This is a genomic window from Curtobacterium sp. SORGH_AS_0776, from assembly GCF_031453355.1.
GTDB lineage: Bacteria > Actinomycetota > Actinomycetes > Actinomycetales > Microbacteriaceae > Curtobacterium.
In genome coordinates, this window is record NZ_JAVIYU010000001.1 from 2,129,625 (window position 1) to 2,146,952 (window position 17,328).

At 71.7% G+C, this 17,328-nt stretch carries 18 protein-coding genes and 1 pseudogene; 9 read left to right on the top strand and 10 right to left on the bottom strand.

The window, feature by feature from the left end:
- Positions 1 to 28: 28 nt before the first annotated feature.
- Positions 29 to 1,060, bottom strand: a complete 1,032-nt coding sequence (locus tag QE359_RS10630) for an LLM class flavin-dependent oxidoreductase (protein WP_309779118.1) — start codon at positions 1,058 to 1,060, stop codon at positions 29 to 31.
- Positions 1,061 to 1,228: 168 nt separating this feature from the next.
- Between QE359_RS10630 and QE359_RS10635 the strand changes: the two genes are divergently transcribed.
- Both QE359_RS10635 and QE359_RS10640 read left to right on the top strand, forming a co-directional pair.
- Complete coding sequence (locus tag QE359_RS10635; RefSeq protein ID WP_309779119.1) at positions 1,229 to 2,338, top strand: acyl-CoA desaturase; 1,110 nt, start codon at positions 1,229 to 1,231, stop codon at positions 2,336 to 2,338.
- Between the two features lie 14 nt (positions 2,339 to 2,352).
- Entirely contained in the window at positions 2,353 to 2,565 is a 213-nt protein-coding gene (locus QE359_RS10640) for a cold-shock protein (RefSeq protein ID WP_070419121.1), read from the top strand.
- A 70-nt stretch (positions 2,566 to 2,635) separates the two neighbouring features.
- On the opposite strand, the gene QE359_RS10645 is transcribed toward QE359_RS10640, so the two are convergent.
- Positions 2,636 to 3,592: a zinc-binding dehydrogenase gene (locus QE359_RS10645; RefSeq protein WP_309779120.1), complete on the bottom strand. Its 957-nt coding sequence runs from the start codon at positions 3,590 to 3,592 to the stop codon at positions 2,636 to 2,638.
- 49 nt (positions 3,593 to 3,641) lie between these two features.
- Between QE359_RS10645 and QE359_RS10650 the strand changes: the two genes are divergently transcribed.
- Positions 3,642 to 4,274 (top strand): helix-turn-helix domain-containing protein, encoded by a 633-nt coding sequence (locus QE359_RS10650; protein ID WP_309779121.1) that lies wholly within the window; start codon positions 3,642 to 3,644, stop codon positions 4,272 to 4,274.
- 121 nt (positions 4,275 to 4,395) lie between these two features.
- Here QE359_RS10650 and QE359_RS10655 read toward each other — a convergent pair whose 3' ends face one another.
- The 4 genes from QE359_RS10655 to melA form a co-directional block, all read right to left on the bottom strand.
- A complete protein-coding gene (locus QE359_RS10655) occupies positions 4,396 to 5,274 on the bottom strand; it encodes a carbohydrate ABC transporter permease (RefSeq protein ID WP_309779122.1) in 879 nt (292 codons plus the stop codon).
- Positions 5,274 to 6,233, bottom strand: coding sequence for a sugar ABC transporter permease (locus QE359_RS10660; RefSeq protein ID WP_309779123.1), 960 nt, complete (start codon positions 6,231 to 6,233; stop codon positions 5,274 to 5,276). Before QE359_RS10660 ends, QE359_RS10655 begins: the two co-directional genes overlap by 1 nt.
- Entirely contained in the window at positions 6,217 to 7,521 is a 1,305-nt protein-coding gene (locus tag QE359_RS10665) for a sugar ABC transporter substrate-binding protein (protein WP_071295460.1), read from the bottom strand. Before QE359_RS10665 ends, QE359_RS10660 begins: the two co-directional genes overlap by 17 nt.
- A gap of 127 nt (positions 7,522 to 7,648) precedes the next feature.
- Positions 7,649 to 9,073, bottom strand: a complete 1,425-nt coding sequence (melA, locus tag QE359_RS10670) for an alpha-galactosidase (protein WP_309779124.1) — start codon at positions 9,071 to 9,073, stop codon at positions 7,649 to 7,651.
- Between the two features lie 185 nt (positions 9,074 to 9,258).
- On the opposite strand from melA, the pseudogene QE359_RS10675 reads away from it, so the two are divergent.
- A pseudogene (locus QE359_RS10675) lies at positions 9,259 to 9,456 on the top strand (cupin domain-containing protein); the annotation flags it as partial.
- 295 nt (positions 9,457 to 9,751) lie between these two features.
- The gene (locus QE359_RS19100; protein WP_396127762.1) at positions 9,752 to 10,024 is read left to right on the top strand and encodes a helix-turn-helix domain-containing protein; all 273 of its coding nucleotides are present in this window, start codon (positions 9,752 to 9,754) and stop codon (positions 10,022 to 10,024) included.
- Between the two features lie 22 nt (positions 10,025 to 10,046).
- Here QE359_RS19100 and arr read toward each other — a convergent pair whose 3' ends face one another.
- Genes arr through QE359_RS10690 form a run of 3 tightly spaced genes read right to left on the bottom strand, consistent with a single transcriptional unit; the run spans position 10,047 to position 12,252 of the window.
- On the bottom strand, positions 10,047 to 10,457 hold the full coding sequence (gene arr / locus QE359_RS10680; protein ID WP_309779125.1) for an NAD(+)--rifampin ADP-ribosyltransferase: 411 nt from the start codon (positions 10,455 to 10,457) through the stop codon (positions 10,047 to 10,049).
- Positions 10,458 to 10,495: 38 nt separating this feature from the next.
- Entirely contained in the window at positions 10,496 to 11,719 is a 1,224-nt protein-coding gene (locus QE359_RS10685; protein ID WP_309779126.1) for an MFS transporter, read from the bottom strand.
- Positions 11,716 to 12,252, bottom strand: a complete 537-nt coding sequence (locus QE359_RS10690; RefSeq protein WP_309779127.1) for a helix-turn-helix domain-containing protein — start codon at positions 12,250 to 12,252, stop codon at positions 11,716 to 11,718. Before QE359_RS10690 ends, QE359_RS10685 begins: the two co-directional genes overlap by 4 nt.
- Positions 12,253 to 12,407: 155 nt before the next feature.
- On the opposite strand from QE359_RS10690, the gene QE359_RS10695 reads away from it, so the two are divergent.
- The 3 genes from QE359_RS10695 (at position 12,408) to QE359_RS10705 (ending at position 14,720) form a co-directional block, all read left to right on the top strand.
- On the top strand, positions 12,408 to 13,325 hold the full coding sequence (locus tag QE359_RS10695) for an ABC transporter ATP-binding protein (protein WP_071295508.1): 918 nt from the start codon (positions 12,408 to 12,410) through the stop codon (positions 13,323 to 13,325).
- Positions 13,322 to 14,167 carry an ABC transporter permease gene (locus QE359_RS10700; RefSeq protein WP_309779128.1) on the top strand — a complete coding sequence of 282 codons (846 nt, stop codon included), beginning with the start codon at positions 13,322 to 13,324 and terminating at the stop codon, positions 14,165 to 14,167. Before QE359_RS10695 ends, QE359_RS10700 begins: the two co-directional genes overlap by 4 nt.
- A 70-nt stretch (positions 14,168 to 14,237) precedes the next feature.
- Complete coding sequence (locus QE359_RS10705; RefSeq protein WP_309779129.1) at positions 14,238 to 14,720, top strand: hypothetical protein; 483 nt, start codon at positions 14,238 to 14,240, stop codon at positions 14,718 to 14,720.
- Here QE359_RS10705 and QE359_RS10710 read toward each other — a convergent pair whose 3' ends face one another.
- Positions 14,721 to 15,323 (bottom strand): dihydrofolate reductase family protein, encoded by a 603-nt coding sequence (locus QE359_RS10710; protein ID WP_309779130.1) that lies wholly within the window; start codon positions 15,321 to 15,323, stop codon positions 14,721 to 14,723.
- Positions 15,324 to 15,412: 89 nt separating this feature from the next.
- On the opposite strand from QE359_RS10710, the gene QE359_RS10715 reads away from it, so the two are divergent.
- Positions 15,413 to 17,293 (top strand): family 43 glycosylhydrolase, encoded by a 1,881-nt coding sequence (locus QE359_RS10715; RefSeq protein WP_309779131.1) that lies wholly within the window; start codon positions 15,413 to 15,415, stop codon positions 17,291 to 17,293.
- Positions 17,294 to 17,328 lie beyond the last annotated feature (35 nt).

Genomic DNA, 17,328 nt, shown 5'->3' on the forward strand with positions numbered 1-17,328 from the left:
CCGGCTCGATCGCCGGTCAGCGACCGCCTCAGCGCCCGCCGGCCGACCCCGGCGCCCACCCGAGCGCCGGCCCGAGCCGCTCCGCCATGTCCGTGACGATCTGCGCGTAGTCCTCCGCCTCGAACGAGAACGGCAGCGCGAACGCGACCTCGGTAGCCACCTGGTACCCGGCGTCCGCGCGCAGCCGATCGGCGATCTCGGTCGACGTCCCGACCAGATCGGCGGCGAAGAGCAGCTTCCCCGGCCCCATCGGCACCCCGACGCGTCCCGACCGACCCTCGGCGTAGGCGCGGTAGCGAGCCGCCTGCGAGGGTGTCGCCGTGTCGGTGGGGATCACGACGAGGCCCTGCGACACGCGGGCGGTCCCCGGGGACGGGTGCGCCTCGAGGTAGGCGTCGACCTGGGCGCGCTGGTTCGTCGCGAAGTCCGTGCCGATCTCGCTCCGCGTCACGCTCGAGGTGAGCAGGTGGAAGCCGTTCTGCGCCGCCCACACCGCTGACCGCGTGCTGCCCGTGCCGTACCAGAGGCGGTCGGCGAGGCCGGGGCTCTGCGGCTGGACGGTCGTGGCGAACTCCTCGATGCCGCGCTGCTCGGCGACTTCGACGACCGGCTCGCCCCGGACGAGGTCACGGAAGCGCAGGAGTCGGGCGTCGCTGAAGTCCTCCTGCTCGGCGGTGTCCGGGTACAGCGCGTCCCGGTAGAGGTCGTAGTGCATCGGGGTGCCTGAGGAGAAACCGGGGTTGAGACGGCCGCCGAGGAGCACGTCGACTGTCGCCAGGTCCTCGGCGAGCCGGAACGGGTTCTCGGCGCCGATCGGTGTGACGGCCGTCCCGAGCGCGATCCGGGAGGTCCGTTGCGAGGCGGCCGCCATCAGTGCGACGGGGGAGGAGATGCCGTGCTGCACGTGCCGGTGCCGCAACCACGCGCTGTCGAAGCCCAGTGCCTCGGCGCGCTCGATGACCCGGAGCGTCTCCTCGTGACCGAGTCGGGGCCGTGCGGGGTCGAACGACCCGATGGTGAGGAAGCCGAGGCGTTCGAGGGGACGTCCGTCGAGAGGCATGCGTCGATCGTGGCAGACGAACCGCCGGACGGCCGTGGCAGACGATCCGACGCAAACCGGACTCCCAGGCGAACACGCATGTTCGGCCCCTAGTGTCGCGCCAAGCGCAAACGCGTGAACTCACTCGCATTGGTTGAAGGACCGATCCGTAACGGAAGGTCGGTCCTCATGACCACCACTCCGCTCGCACCGGGTTACACCCGCACCCGTCCCGCAACAGGTCCCCGCAAGGGCACCTCGACCTACTCCGCGCTGCTGGCGCAGGTGAAGGACGACGGCCTCCTGCGCCGCCGCACCGGTTTCTACTGGTCCCTGTTCGGAACCCTCATCGGCACCCTCGCCCTCGCCTGGGTCGCGTTCGCGTTCCTCGGCGACTCGTGGTTCCAGCTCATCGTCGCCGGAGCCCTCGGCGTTCTCTTCACGCAGTTCGCGTTCCTCTCGCACGAGGCCGCGCACCGCCAGGTCTTCGCCTCGCAGAAGTGGAACGACCACGCCGGCCGCTGGCTCGGCACGTTCATGGTCGGCCTCAGCTACTCGTGGTGGATGAACAAGCACACCCGCCACCACGGCAACCCGAACACCGTCGGCAAGGACCCGGACATCGCGCCGGACGGCATCCGCTTCCTGCCGGAGGACGCCGCGTCGGTGAAGGGCCCGCTCATGACGACGTTCATGCGCTTCCAGGGCTGGCTGTTCTTCCCCCTCCTCACGCTCGAGGGCCTGAACCTGCACCGCTACGCCGTGATGAGCATCGTCACGGGCAACGGCACGAAGGCCGACGTGAAGCACCGCTGGCTCGAGGCCGGCCTGCTCGTCGCCCGCTTCGGCATCTACCTGACCATCGTGTTCTGGTTCCTGCCGTTCGGCATGGCCTGCGCGTTCCTCGGGGTCCAGCTCGCCGTCTTCGGCGTGATGATGGGCGCCTCGTTCGCCCCGAACCACAAGGGCATGCCGACCATCGCGCACGACGCCAAGGTCGACTTCTTCTCGCGCCAGGTCCGCACCTCCCGCAACATCCGCGGTGGCTGGTGGGTCTCGTTCCTCATGGGCGGCCTGAACTACCAGGTGGAGCACCACCTGTTCCCGTCGATGCCGCGTCCGGCGCTGAAGCAGGCCCGCCTGCTCGTCCGCGACCACTGCGACACGCTCGACGTGCCCTACACCGAGACCACCCTGCTGCGCTCGTACGGCATCGTCGTCCGGTACCTCAACCGGGTCGGGCTCGCCGCCCGTGACCCGTTCGCCTGCCCGATGGTCGCGCAACTGCGCATCCACTGAGAGGGGTGGCTCTGATGCCCACCGGAACCGTCAAGTGGTTCGACAACAACAAGGGGTTCGGCTTCATCACCCCGGACGACGGGTCGGACGACCTGTTCGCCCACTTCTCCAGCATCGTCGCGTCGACGGGCCTGCGCTCGCTCGAGGACACCGACCACGTCCGCTACGTGGTCGGCCCCGGCAAGAAGGGTCCGCAGGCCGACGAAATCTCCGTGATCCGCGGCTGACGTCACCAGGTGACGGACGGGAGGCGCGGTGCCAGCTGGCACCGCTCCTCCCGTCCGTCCATGACCGGGATCAGGGCGTCAGGACGATCCGTCCGAAGACCTCGCCGTCGTCCATGCGGCGGTGCGCTTCCGCAGCGTCTGCGAGCGGCAGCACCGCGTCGACGACCGGGGACAGCGTCCCCGCGGCCGCCGCGCGGAACAGCTCTGCCCGCGCCGAGGCCAGCGCGTCCCGCGGAACGGAGTCGAGGCTGAAGGTCGCGACCGACCGCGACTGCTGGAAGCCGCGGAGCAGGTGTGCACCGAAGTCCGCCGGGGGCATGCCGGCCACGGCGCCGACGAGGACGAGTCGTCCGTTCGGCGCCAGGCGGTCGATGAACGCGGGCATCGCAGGGCCGCCCACGACGTCGATGACCACGTCGTACGACTCCGGCCCGTCGCCCGCGCCCTGCCGGTCGAGCACGTGGGTGGCGCCGAACCCGCGCAGCCGGTCGCCTCGCTCGGCCGAACCCGTCGTCACCGCGACCGCCGCGGCACCGGCCTGTGCGGCGAGCTCGACGGCGGCGATCCCGATGCTGCCGGCGGCTCCGCGTACCAGCACCCGTTCGCCCGGGGCGAGGTGCGCGGTCGCCAGCGCGAACCGGGCGACCGGGGCGGCCGAGCCCAGGGCGACGGCGTCCACGGCGTCGAACCCGTCCTCGAGCGGTGTGAGGTCCCCGGTCCCGGCGACGACCCGTTCGGCGTACGCGCCACCGACGCCCGTGAACGCCCAGACCCGGCGGCCGAGCCAGTCTGCGTCCCGCTCGTCCCCGACGGCGACGACGCGCCCGGCGACCTCGCTGCCCGGGACGTACCCGGGCTCGAGGCCGGCGCGCGCGATGGTCCCGCGCCGGATGACGGCGTCCACGCCGCCGACGCCGATCGCCTCGACGTCGACGAGGACCTGGCCGCGCGCGGCGACGGGTTCCGGGAGGTCGGTGGGGACGAGGCCGTCCGGCGGGCCGAAGGACTGGATGGTGACTGCGTGCATGCTCGCGACGCTAACGGACGCCCGCGTCCACTTGGCTAAAATGGGAGCGATGACCGACGAGACGTCTCACCTCCGATCCGACGCACGCGAGAACCGCGACCGCGTGCTGCAGGCCGCGCGCGAGCTGTTCGGCGCGCGCGGCCTCGACGTGACGATGCGCGACGTGGCCCGGCACGCGGGGGTGGGGCCGGCGACGCTCTACCGGCGGTTCCCGACCCGGCAGGACCTCGTCGACGCCGCGTTCGAGGACGAGCTCGAACTCTGCCGGAGCATCGTCCTCGAGGGTGCAGCGCTCCCGGACCCCTGGCTGGGCCTGCGTTCCGTCGTCGAGCGGACCGTCGAGTTGAACGCCCGCAACCAGGGCTTCGTCGATGCGCTCGTCGCCGCGGGTCAGGTGTCCGACCGGCTCGCCCGGCACCGCGCCGAGCTCCTGCACGCGATGGCGGACCTGGCGTTGCGAGCCAAGGCCGCGGGGCGGTTGCGGTCGGACTTCGTCGTCGACGACCTGCTCCTCGTGCTGCTCGCGGCGCGGGGGCTGGGCGGGGACGACCCGGCCGAGCGACTCGGTGCCGCGCGGCGGTTCGCCGCGCTCGCACTCGACTCCTTCCGGGCGTCGGCCACGAACGAGCGGCTGCCCGAGCCGGCGCGCGTCGTGGGGGCCGTGCTCCGCGCCGCGGTCTGACCGTGCTGCCCGGTCGTTCCTTCCCATCGCGGGTGCGCTGGCATGTCGAAACGGGCGTACCTGGTCGAAAGAATCGACCAGGTACGCCCGTTCCGACCAGGTACGCTCGCGCGCCCGCGGCCTACTTGATCCCGGTCGAGGCGATGCCCTGCACGAACTGCCGCTGGAACGCCAGGAAGACCACGAGCAGCGGCAGCACCGTCACGGTGGCGATCGCCATCACGGCACCCCACGGCGAACTGAACGCCGGGTTGTTCGTCAGCGTGGACAGCGCGACCGGCACCGTGAGGTTCTCGTTGCCCTGCAGCACGACGAGCGGCCAGAGGAAGTCGTTCCACCGGGTCATGAACCCGAGGATCACGAGTACCCCGACGAGGGGACCGCAGGTCGGCAGCACGACCCGGAAGAAGGTCTGGAACTCGCCGGCGCCGTCGAGCCGCGCGGCCTCCATCAGGGCGTCCGGCACCCCGAGCATGAACTGCCGGGCGATGAAGATCCCGACCACGTCGAACACCGTCGGCAGGATGACCGCCCAGGGGGAGTCGACGAGCCCGATCTTCGCGACGACGAGGAAGCTCGGCACGAGGGTGACCTGGATCGGGATCATGATCGTGACGAGGAACGCCGAGTAGAGCAGCCCCCGCCCGACGAACCGGAACTTCGCCAGGGCGTACCCGGCCATCAGCGAGACGACGACGCTCAGCGCGGTGCCGACGCTGGTGATGAGCGCGGAGTTCCCGAGCCACCGCCAGACCGGCTGCGTGCTGAACACCTGCGTGTAGTTCTCGAAGGTGGGCCGGGTCGGGAAGAGCGAGAACGTGCCGCTCTGCGACTGGCCGCCAGGGGTGAGCGCGGAGACGACCATCCAGTACAGCGGGAAGACCATCAGGATCGCCAGCGCGGTGAGTCCGGCGACGAGCACCCAGCGGCCCGGGCGCGGCTTCCGCGGCGCGGCGGTCGGACGGGAGGCGCGGGTCGACCCCGCAACGGACAGTGCCATCAGATGGCCTCCTCAGCCTTCTTGTTGGCCCGCTGCCGGAGCAGCGTGAACACGAGCAGGATCGCGACGAGCACCAGCCCGAGCGCCGCGGCGTACCCCATCCGCGCGTCGATGAACGCGGACCGGAACACGTACTGGATGAGCACCGTGGTGGAGAAGCCGGGGCCGCCGCCGGTCATCACGTAGATGACGTCGAACGCCTGCAGCGAGAACACCACGTTGAGGATGAGCAGGATCGACGTCGTCGGTCGCAGGAGCGGCCACGTGATCGTCCGGAACCGCACCCACCGCGAGGCACCGTCGATCGCGGCTGCCTCCTTGAGCTCGGCGGGCACGGACTGCAGCGCGCCGAGGTAGATCACCATGCAGAACCCGATCCGGGTCCACACGACGACGATCACCAGGGTCGCCATCGCCCAGCCGGGCGCGGTCAGCCAGGGCACGCGGCCGAGACCGAGCGCCTCGAGCAGGTTGTTCACGACGCCGTAGTCACCGTTGAAGATCCACGACATGATGACCCCGACCACGACGCCGGCGGCGACCATCGGCACGAAGAAGAGCGCACGGAACACCGAACGCCCGGGCAGCGGTCGGTTCAGCGCCACCGCCAGGGCGAGGCCGATCGCCATCGCGGTCGGGACGGTCCCGATCGTGAAGACGAGCGTGTTCCGCAGCGCCGTCCCGATCAGCGGGTCGGAGCCCATGTCGACGAAGTTCTTCCCGCCGACCCAGGTGCCGTCGCCGAGCGAGGTGCTCGAGTCCTGGAAGCTCAGGGCGATCGCGGTCACGATCGGGATGAGCGAGAAGCCGAGGAACAGCAGCGCCGCGGGGCCGACGAACACCCAGGGGACGAACCGGCCCTGGCGTCGTCGTGCGGCACCGCCGGCGGGGAGCCCACCGGTGGGCGGTGCGGTCGACGCCGTGGTCCGGACCGGCGCGGTCTCAGTTCGCAGTGACACTGCGCATCGCCTCCATCATCTGGCTCGAGGCCTCCTTCGGGCTGAGCTGCCCGAGCAGGCACAGGTCGAGGTAGTCGGCGAACACCGCGTTGAGCGACGAGAAGTACTGCCCGCTCTCGGCCTTCACCATCGACAGCGGGATGGTCGACCCCTGGTCGATGAACCGCTGCATGGTGTCCGAGTTCGCGGCGTACCCGATGTCCGCCGCGTCGAGGGACTCGCGGGCGGGCAGCCAGTTGCCGTCGTGGCAGAACTGCTGCATCTTCGGCCGCGAGGTGATCATCGCGACGAGTTCGGCCGCGAGCTCGGGGTGCTTGCTCGACTTCGTGACGGCGAGGGCGTTGCCGCCGAGGTCACTCGCCTCACCCACGTTGCGGATCATCGGCGCCGTGCCCCAGTTGTCCCGCATGTCGGTGTCGAGCTGCACGATGGACTCCGGGTTGTTGAGCATCATGCCGATCTGCCCCGTCAGGAACAGGTTGCGGGAGACGTCCCCGCCGCCGCTCTTCGACAGGTTGCCGGTGGTGGCGAGGCCGTCGGCGTACCACTTGCGTCCGAACGCCAGGGCGTCGATCGCCTCGGGGGTGTCCATCGAGGGGGTGGCACCGTCCTCGCCGAGGAACGCGCCCCCGTTCTGGTAGACGAACGGCAGCCACCGGTAGGCGGTCTCCGGCGCGGACCAGCCGTACCCGAACGCGTACTTGCCGGTGACCTGCTTGACCTCCTTCGCGACGTCGAGGAACTCGTCCCACGTCCACGCGTCCGCGAGGCTCTCCGGCGGAGTGACCCCGATCCGGTCCATGACCTCGCGGTTGTAGTAGGTGATGAAGTTGTCGGTGTGCTGGAAGACGCCGTACACACCGTCGTCCCGGGCACCGATCGCCCAGAACGGCGTGCTGTAGTCCTGCTGGTAGTCCTTCGGGATCGAGCCGGAGATGTCGACGAGGCTGCCGTTCGCCGCGTACCGGCCGATCTGCTGCGGGGTGATCCGGATGACGTCGGGCGCGAGGTCCGCGGCGAGCCGGGTGATGAACCACTGGTGGAACTGGCCCGTGGTGACCTCGACGGCGACGCTGGTGCCGGGGTGCGCCGCGACGAACTCGTCGGCGATCTGCTGGTAGCTCGTGATGTCGGTCGGGATGTTCCAGGTCGACAGGCGGATGTGCTTCGTGCCGCCGTGGGCAGCGGTGCCCTGGCCGGCGCAGGCGGCGAGTGCGCCGGCCATCGAGATGCCGGCCAGCGCGAGGAACCCGCGTCGGGCCAGCTGGGTGGGTGGTCGGGTCGGCATGGTCCTCTCCTTCGAGGTCGTGGTGCCGTGGTGGTCCAGGAGGCGCGGTGCACGTCCCGGGGTCCGGGTGCGTCCGTGACGGGGCCGGGTCGCGCGGTGGACCCGGCCCCGTCGGCGGACGGGGCGGTCAGACGAGGGCGGGTCGCGCCTCCTGGACGGCACCCTGCTCGGCCGGTGTCGCGGTCGCCGGACGCAGCGACTCCGGGAGCAGCGCGGCGTGCGCGTGCAGCAGCTCGTCGGTCATCTCGGCGATCCGGTCGAGCGTGAGGTGCGCCGCGGTGAGGGGGTCGAGCGCGACCGCGTGGTGGACGTGCTCGACGCTGCCGGTCAGCGCCGCGTGGACGGCCAGCGTCTGCACGTTCGTGTTCGTCCGGTTGATCGCCGCGAGCTGCGGGGGGAGTTCGCCGAACGAGATCGGGGTGACGCCGTTGCCGTCGGCCAGGCAGGCGACCTCGACGCAGGCGTCCGACGGCAGGTTGGCGATCACGCCGGTGCGGTTCGGGACGTTGCCGTAGACCACCGCGGGGACGCCGGTGACGATCGCGTTGACGATGCTCGCGCCGTACTCGACCGACGGGGACAGGTCCGCCTTGAGCTTCTCGAGCTGCTGGTCGACGTCGCCCTGCTCGTCGTGGGCGAGACAGATCTCGTAGTAGTCCCAGCGCTCCGGGATGTACTCGAGCACCGTCTCCGGGTCCTTGCGGAAGTACGGCACGTACTCGCTCGCGTGGTGGCTCGACTCGGTCTCGAAGTACCCGAACGACCGCATCAGCTGCGTGCGGACCTGCTCGTTGCCGCCCTCGTAGTTGCTCGCCGCCGCAGCCGCCTCGCTGTGGTCGCCGTCGTCGTCGTGCAGGTCGGCCGCCGCGACGCCGCGCCGGTGCTTCGCGGTCATCACCTCGCGGAGGCGCGGGTACAGGTCCTCGCCGTTCCGCCGCTTGAACTCCAGGATCCAGGCCTGGTGGTTGATGCCGGCGCTGACGTACTCGACCTCGTCGTACGGCACGTCCAGGGTCCGGGCGAGCATGCGCGTGGTGCCCTGCACGCTGTGGCAGAGGCCGACCGTGCGCAGGCCCTTCGCGTTGAGGAACGCCGTGGCCATCGCCATCGGGTTCGCGTAGTTGATGAACTGCGCGTCCGGGCAGAGCTCGAGCGCGTCGCGGGCGATGTCCTCGTAGGCGCGCACGGAGCGCAGGAAGCGGAACACGCCGCCGGGCCCCACGGTGTCGCCGACGGCCTGGTCGATGCCGTACTTCCGGGGGATCTCCACGTCCCACTTGTACGACTCCACGCCGCCGACCTGGAACGTGATGATGACGACGTCCGCGCCGGCGAGGGCCTCGCGGCGGTCGGTGGTCTCGAGGACCTCGGTGCCGAGGCCGTGGTGGGCGACGAGGTCGCGGGCAGCGCTCGCGGTGCGGGCGACCCTGCCCGCGTCGAGGTCCATGAGGTGCAGCGTCGCGCCCTGCAGCGCGGGGAAAGAGACGAGGTCGCCGATGAGGCGGAACGGGAAGACGAAGCCGCCGGCGCCGATGATGGTGATCTTGGTCATGCAACGACGGTAGGAAGCGGGGGCGGGTGCGGGCCTCCGGCTTCGGACGGCGGGGTTCCAGGATCCTCGGATGGGCGCGCTCGGATCGCTGTCGGGCCGGCGGGTCGCTGTCGTAGGCTCGCGGTGTGCTCGACGTGGAGACGATGGAAGCGGCGTACTGGAGCCACCGTGGCCCGGCGCCGCTCATGCCGTCGTCGCACCGGCACGACGACCTCGAGATCAACCTCGTGCTCGACGGGCACCTCGACTACCGCTTCGGCGGTGCCCCGGTCAGCGTGCACGCCGGCGAGATCGCGCTCTTCTGGGGCTGGACCCCGCACCAGCTCGTCGGCGACGGGACGGGGACGGGGGAGTTCCGGTGGGTGCACATCCCGCTCGGGGAGGTGCTCGCGTGGGGGCTGCCCGACCACGACCTCGGCGCGATGCTGCTCAACCGGCCGGTCGTCGTGCCGACCGAGGCCGCCGGCCGTGACGTCGAGTCGATGCTCGGCTCGTGGCAGCGGGACTTCGCGGACGAGGGCGCTGAGACCATCGCGAACCTCGAGGCCCAGGCGCTCGTCCGACGGCTGCTGCGGCATCACCGGGACGCCGTCGACCTCCGCCCGGGCGGCGGGCACGGCACCGCGGACGCCATGCACCGGGTGATCGACATGGTGCGGTTCGTGGTCGACCGGTTCCGTGAGCCGATCGAGGTGGCCGACGTGGCCGCGGCGGCGCACCTGCACCCGCACTACGCGATGTCGGTGTTCCGGCAGGACGTCCGGGACGACCATCCTCGAGTACCTCACCCGGTGCCGGGTGGCCGAGGCGCAGCGGTTGCTCGCGACGACCTCGATGACGACGTCGGAGATCGCGCACGCAGCGGGGTTCGGGTCGCAGTCGAGCTTCTACGCGCACTTCGCCCGGGCGTGCGGTGGGCCGCCGGGGGAGTACCGGGCGCGGTCGCGCTGACGCCCTCCGTCGCGCGCGGCGGTCAGTTGATGATCTCGCCCCGCTCGTCCGCGCGCAGCGCCGCCAGCCGATCGCGCCACGCCTGCAGCGCCTCCGGCGTCAACCGCGGCCAGTCCGTCACCTCGCCGGTGATCCGGAGCGGCGCCGTGCTGCGGTAGGAGCGCGTCGGGTTGCCCGGGAACTTCTTGTCCGTCACGTTCGGGTCGTCCTCGAACGCTCCGGTCGGCTCGACCTCGTACACCCGGGGGAGTCCGTCGCCCGCCGCGAGCTCGGCCGCGAGCCCGGCGCCGTCCCGGAGTGCGGTGAAGTACACGTGGTTCATCACGACCTCGGGCCGGTAGTTCGAGCGGAACCCGGCGGTCAGCAGGTCGCCGACGTGCAGGTCCGCCTTGGTCCCGTGGAAGAACGGCCCGTCGTCCAGTGCGTCACTCACGGCGTCAGGGTAGCCCCGGCGCCGGCTGCGGCGGCACGTCAGGCAGCGGTGACCTCGACGCGCCGGACGCTCCGGGTCGACGCGGCGACGGCGGTGGCGAGCACGATCACGACTGCGCACCCGACGAGCGTCGCAGGGGTGCCGACCACCCCCGCGAGGGGTCCGACGAGCGCCTCGCCGAGCGGCACGGCGACGAACGACCCGACCATGTCGTACGAGTACACCCGCGAGAGCAGCTCCCGCGGCACGTTCGTCTGCAGCGCGTGGTCCCAGGCGATGGAGAACAGTTCGAGGGCCGCGCCGCCGAGCAGGAACGCGACGAGGAGCACGGGGAGGGTCGGCACGAGTCCGAGCGCGGCTGCGGGCAGCGCGGTCACCGCCATCGTCGCGACGCCGATGCCCAGCGCTCGCCGGGGGCGCCACCGCAGTGCCACGACCGCGCCGAGCGCGAGCCCGACGGTCTGCGCGGACACCACCAGTCCCCAGGCAGCCCGACCGAAGGACCCGTCGGCCACCACCGGGCCGAGCACGGTCGTCGCACCGACGAAGGCGGCGTTCAGGACGGTGAACTGCGCCACCACGGTCCAGACCCACCGGCGGCGGGTGAACTCCGCCCAGCCGTCCCGGAGGTCGGCGAGCACGGACGTCGGCTCGGCGTCGACGTCCCGCACGCGTCTCGGCAGCCGGATCCGCGTGAAGAGCAGCGCGGCGAGCGCGAACCCCGCCGCGTCGATCGCCAGCCCCCAGCCGGCACCGACGACGGCGACGACCGCAGCACCCGCCGACGCCCCGACGATGGTGCCGCCGTTCAGCGCGAGCCGGATCACCGCGTTGGCGGGACGGAGTTCCGTCGCCGGGACGGTCTCGGGCACCATCGCCGCGGTCGTCGGCAGGCTCACCGCGGCGACCGCGCCGTTCAGGATGCTCAACAGGACGAGCAGCGGGACGGTGGCGCTCCCGGTCAGGACGAGTACGGCGATCGTCGCCTGGGTGGCCGCGGCCGCGAGCGACGTGACGACGAGCAGCACGTCACGGGGCAGTCGGTCGGCCAGCACGCCGCCGAAGAGCAGGACGGCGACGTTCGCCACCGATCGCGCCGCCACCACGAGACCGAGGTCGACGGGGGAGCCGGTCAGGTCGAGGACCGCGAACGCGAGGGCGATGGGTGCGACCGCGTTTCCGACGATGCTCACCGTCCGGGCGGTGACGAGCCACCGGAACGGGGCGTGGCGGAGCGGCCCGGTGCCCCTCGGCGTCCTCACGGTCGCCGCAGCGGGAACATCGAGACCGTCATCGAGACCGGCACCGTTCCCGGCGTCCGCGGTGGTCGGGCCGCGGCGTGCAGGAGCGCCGCCGCGTCGCCGACGTGCTGCACCACGCGGCGCCACGTCTCCGGTCCGACCCAGAGCTCGGCGTCGGTCGAGGTCGACGGACCGGTCGTACGGTCGTCGGTGCGCCGGAGGAGCTCCTGGACCAGGGCCTCGACGTAGACACGCTGGTCGTCCGCGGGGACGACCTCCGGAGCGGCACTCCCGTCGCCGTCGTCGAGGCGGAACCGCCGTGCCGACGACTCGTGCCGGTACCGCTTCGCGTCGCCGCCCCGGAGCCGCACGGTCTCGACGACCCGCACGAGTCCAGCGCGTTCGAGCACTCGCAGGTGGTAGCTCGCCGCGGCCTGGGAGACGCCGAGCTCGCGCCCGGCCTCGGCAGCGCTCATCGCCGCACCCGTGACGAGCGACAGCAGTCGCAGGCGGACGGGGTGCGCGGTCGCTCGGAGGCTCTCGATGGTGGACACGGAGGCCATCGTTGTCGGACCCGGCGCGACCGTCAAACGGGTCTTTGGGGGTCGAGCGCCGAGCCGAGGTCGAGACGGGGTCCCCCGAGCGGTCCACCCCATCTCCCCCTCAGGGTGGACGCGGCCGACTCCCAGGTCCCCGTAGCGTGGCCGCCGTGATCGAAGTCGAGCACCTCACCAAACAGTACGGTCCGAAGACCGCCGTCGACGACGTCTCGTTCGTCGTGCGGCCGGGCAGCGTGACCGGCTTCCTCGGGCCGAACGGCGCCGGGAAGTCCACCACGATGCGCATGATCATGGGGCTCGACCGCCCCACGGCCGGGCGGGCGATCGTGAACGGGCAGCCGTACACGTCCTTCCGCGACCCACTCCGGCAGGTCGGGGCGCTCCTCGAGGCCAAGGCCGTCCACCAGGGCCGCAGCGCCTACAACCACCTCCTCTCGCTCGCGGCGACCCACGGGATCCCGAAGTCCCGCGTGCACGAGGTCATCGACATGACCGGCCTCGACTCCGTCGCGAAGAAGCGCGTCGGCGGGTTCTCGCTCGGCATGGGGCAGCGACTCGGCATCGCCGCGGCACTGCTCGGCGACCCGAAGACGCTCATCCTCGACGAGCCGGTCAACGGCCTCGACCCGGACGGCGTGCTCTGGGTGCGGCAACTCGCCCGCCGCATGGCCGCCGACGGTCGCACCGTGTTCCTGTCCAGCCACCTCATGAGCGAAATGGCGCAGACCGCCGACCGCGTCGTCGTCCTCGGCCGCGGCCGGGTCCTCGCCGACGCCCCCATCCAGGAGTTCGTCGCCGCGGGCGGCGGCACCGGCGGCAGCCGCGTCGTCGTCCGGACGCCGGCTCCCGACCAGCTGTTCCAGGCGATCGGCCCGAACGCGTCCGTGACCCCGCGCGAGGACGGCACCTTCATGGTGGTCGGCCCGGACGCCACCACGGTCGGGAACATCGCCGCCCAGGTCGGCGTCCCGCTGCACGAGCTCACGCCCGTGGGCGCCAGCCTGGAAGAGGCTTACATGGCGCTCACACGCGACGACGTCGAGTACCGATCGGAGGGCACCCGATGACCGCCACGACCCTGCCGCCCACGGACCTGCCGCCCACGATCGGGCTCGGCTTCGGCCGGCTCGTCCGCAGCGAGTGGATCAAGCTCCGCAGCATCCGCTCCACGATCTGGTGCCTGGCGATCCTCGTCGTGGTCACGATCGCCATGGCAGTCCTCATCGGCAACGCCCTCGACGTCGGCACGCCCGTCGCCCAGGACTCCGCGAACGGCACCCTCGTCACGATCAACACCGCGAGCGTCTCCCTGACGGCACTCGTCGTCGCGGTGCTCGGCGTGCTCATCATCACGGGGGAGTACGGCACCGGTCAGGTCCGCTCGACCTTCACCGCCGACCCCCGTCGGACGGGTGTGATCCTCGCGAAGGCTTCGGTCCTCGCAGTCACCACCTTCGTCGTCAGCGCGGTGTCGATCTGGATCGGGGTGTTCGCCTCGGCCGCTCTGCAGGCGGGCAAGGGCGTGCACGCCGACCTCGCCGACCCGTCGGTGTTCATGCCGCTGCTCGGCGCCTCGGTGTACGTCACGCTCCTCGCCCTGCTCGCGTACGGCATCGGACTCCTCGTCCGGTCGAGCGCCGGCGGGATCGCGATCACCCTCGGGCTCCTGCTCGTCGTCCCGATCGTGCTGTCGCTCATCGCGAGCGTGCTGCAGGCGCAGTGGCTCCTCGACGTCACGAAGTTCCTGCCCGACCAGGCCGGGATGCAGCTGTTCACCTACTCGGCCGGCGACGCCGCGCCGCAGGAGGGCATCGTCCTGAACGGCTGGGGCGGCTTCGGCGTGCTCGCGGCCGAGGTGGCCGTGGTGGGCGCACTCGCACTCGTGGTCGCACGCCGACGCGACGTCTGACGCCACCATCCCCCGGACTGGAGGCGCGGTGCCAGCTGGCGCCGCGCCTCCAGTTCCGTAGGCTCGCACCGTGCACCGCCCCCACCTCCTCGTCCCGCCGCTCGCCGTCCTGCTCCTGCTGGCCGGCTGCACGGCGACGCCGACGGTCGACGAGGAGGCGCTCGCCGACTGGCGGAGCGCGCAGGAGGCGGTGACGGAGACCGACCCGGACGTCCTCGGCGTGCTGACCGCGGACATCCAGCCCGGTGACGAGGACCCGTCCGAGGTCGGGACCGGCGTCACGCTGCGGTTCCCGGCCGCGAAGGCGATCGACCACCTCGAGTTCTCGTGCTTCGGCAACGGGCACATGCGCGGGATCGTCCGCATCGAGTCCCGGGGCGGATCCGGCGACTTCACCGTCGACCCCGTGGCCTGCCGGGACAGCCCGAACCCGATCCGTCTGACACGGCTCGCGAGCACGGACGTCGACTCCGTCGCGTTCAACGGCTTCGACAGCGACCGGTCGAGCGCGTGGCGGCTGGTCATCGTCGGGACGGCACCGTCCGCCGGCTGATCAGCGCCGGAGGTCGTACCGGTGCAGCGTCACCCCGTTGTCCCACCGCTGCTGCTCGAGCAGGTCGAGGACCAACGGCGCTCGCGCACCCGACGGCGGCGGGTCGAACAGTGGACGCCCACGCCCGAGGACGGCCGGGTGCGTGAAGACCATCAGCTCGTCGAGGAGTCCGGCGTCGAGCAGCTGCGTCGCGATGCTCGGACCGCCGACACCGACGTCGCCCTCGGACTCGGCGCGGATGCGGGCGAGTGCGTCGATCGCGTCCTCGTCGCGGCCGATGATCCGCGTGTTGTGGTCCGCCGCCGTCCGCGACCGGGAGACCAGGACCTTCGGCTGCTCGGTCCAGATCTCGCCGTACTCGCGCATGTACGCGGGCAGGGACTCGTCCGTGCGGGCGTCGGGCCAGAACGGGTCCATCATGTCGTGGACGATGCGGCCCTCGACGGACAGCGTCATCGCCCGGGCTCGGCGGTTGAACTCGCGGTGCACGGTCTCGTCGATCCGGATCCACTCCGGTCCCTCGACGCCGCTGTGCTCACCGGCCTCGGTCTCGACGAAGCCGTCGAGCGAGGCGTTGATCCAGTACACGAACCGTGCGGGCATCTCGCGACTCCTTCGTCGGACGGGCCAGTGGGCGTGAGCGTACGCTCGCGCTCGTCCGCACGCTCCTCGACGACGAGAGCAGGTCCACCGTGCGCCGGTCACTCAGAGCAGTCCTCGCGATCGCGACGGTCGCGGGACTCGCGACCACGTTCCTCCAGGTCGGTGCCGGCAGTGCGCCCGCCGTCGCCGCGGAGACCACGTCCGCACGGGGCGGTGCCGCGCCGACCCACCAGAACCCGATGACACTCGCACTGCCGGACGGCCAGACCGCGGCGAGCTGCGCCGACCCGACCGTCGTGCGCGGGGTGGGACGCGACCGGAACTGGTACCTCTACTGCACGACCGACGCCCTCACGGCGACGGAGCAGAACCCGGACGGGTCGCTCGTGCAGCACGGCGTCCCGACGTACCGGTCCACCGACCTGACGCACTGGACGTACGTCGACGACGCCTTCCCCACGAAGCCTGCCTGGGTGGGCGACGCGAACGGCATCTGGGCGCCGGACGTCGTGTACCGCGCCGGGACGCACGGGCGCCCGGGCACCTGGTACCTCTACTACGCGGCGTCGGACACCCCCAGCGGCACGGCACCGACCGGCGGCGGGTCGGCCGTGGGCGTCGCGACGAGCCCGAGCCCGACCGGACCGTGGACGGACTCCGGCGGACCCGTCGTGGCACCGCAGGCGGCACCGAACGGCACCGGGCAGCGGTGGGAGTTCGACCCCGAGGTCATCACCGACCACGGCAGCACGTACCTGTACTTCGGCAGCTACTTCGGCGGGGTGAACGTCCGCCGGCTGAGCACCGACGGCCTGCAGTCGATCCCTTCGACCGAGCGGCAGATCGCGATCGACAACCGCTACGAGGGCACCTACCTGATGCGGCACGACGGCTGGTGGTACTTCATGGGGGCCGCGACGAACTGCTGCAACGGCGCCCTGACCGGGTACGGCGTGTTCGTCGCCCGGTCGCGCAGCCCGCTCGGCCCGTTCACCGACCAGGACGGTGTGCGGATCACGAGCACCCGGGTGGGTGGCACGCCCCTGCTCGCCCAGAACGGCAACCGCTGGGTCGGCACCGGGCACAACACGGTCGTCACCGACCTCGCCGGACAGGACTGGATCGTCTACCACGCCGTCGACCGGGACGACCCGTACTACGCGGGCCAGGGCACCTACACGAAGCGGCCCGTGCTCATCGACCCGCTCGACTGGGTGCACGGCTGGCCCGTGGTCCGCGGCGGAGCCGGCCCCTCGGACGGCGTGCAACCGGGGCCGGTGGCGCAGCCCGGTCAACGGCCGACGTACCGCGCCACCGCCGCACCGGTCGACGTGCCCGGTCGGACGATCCGTGCGCTGTCCACCGACTTCGACGGGAGGACCCTGCCGCCGGCGCTCCGCTGGACCCGTGAGCCCGATGCCTCCACGTGGACGGTCGCCGGGGGCGCCTTCCGGTGGCGGACGCAGGACGCCGACATCCACCCGCCGCAGACCCCGCTCGCGTCGGTCCTGTCCGAACCGGCGCCTCGGGGCGACTGGGTGGCCGAGACCACCGTCGCGGTCGACACCCCGGCGACCGGCGACGGCGTGAACTACGTGCAGGGCGGGCTCATCGTGTACGGGAGCGACAGCGACTACGTCCGCCTGACCTCGAACTCGATCTTCGACACCCGGCAGACCGAGTTCGGCAAGCAGGTCTCCGGGCAACCGGCCGGCGCCCCGACCTACGGGAACATGGTCGTCGGGCCGGTCGGGGACACCACCACGCTGCGGATCGTGCACCGGTTCGTGGCCGGGGAGCACCGCTACACCGCGTACACCAGCGTCGACGGACGGCACTTCGTGCGCGGCGGGACGTGGACGGCGGACCTCGGGGCCGAGCCGCGGATCGGGCTGATCTCGCTCGGCGGTGCGGGCTTCACGAGCACCTTCGACGACCTGCGGGTGAGCACGGTGGCGACGGGCCGCTGAGCGCGCCGAGCGAACACGATCCCCGCCGGGATGCG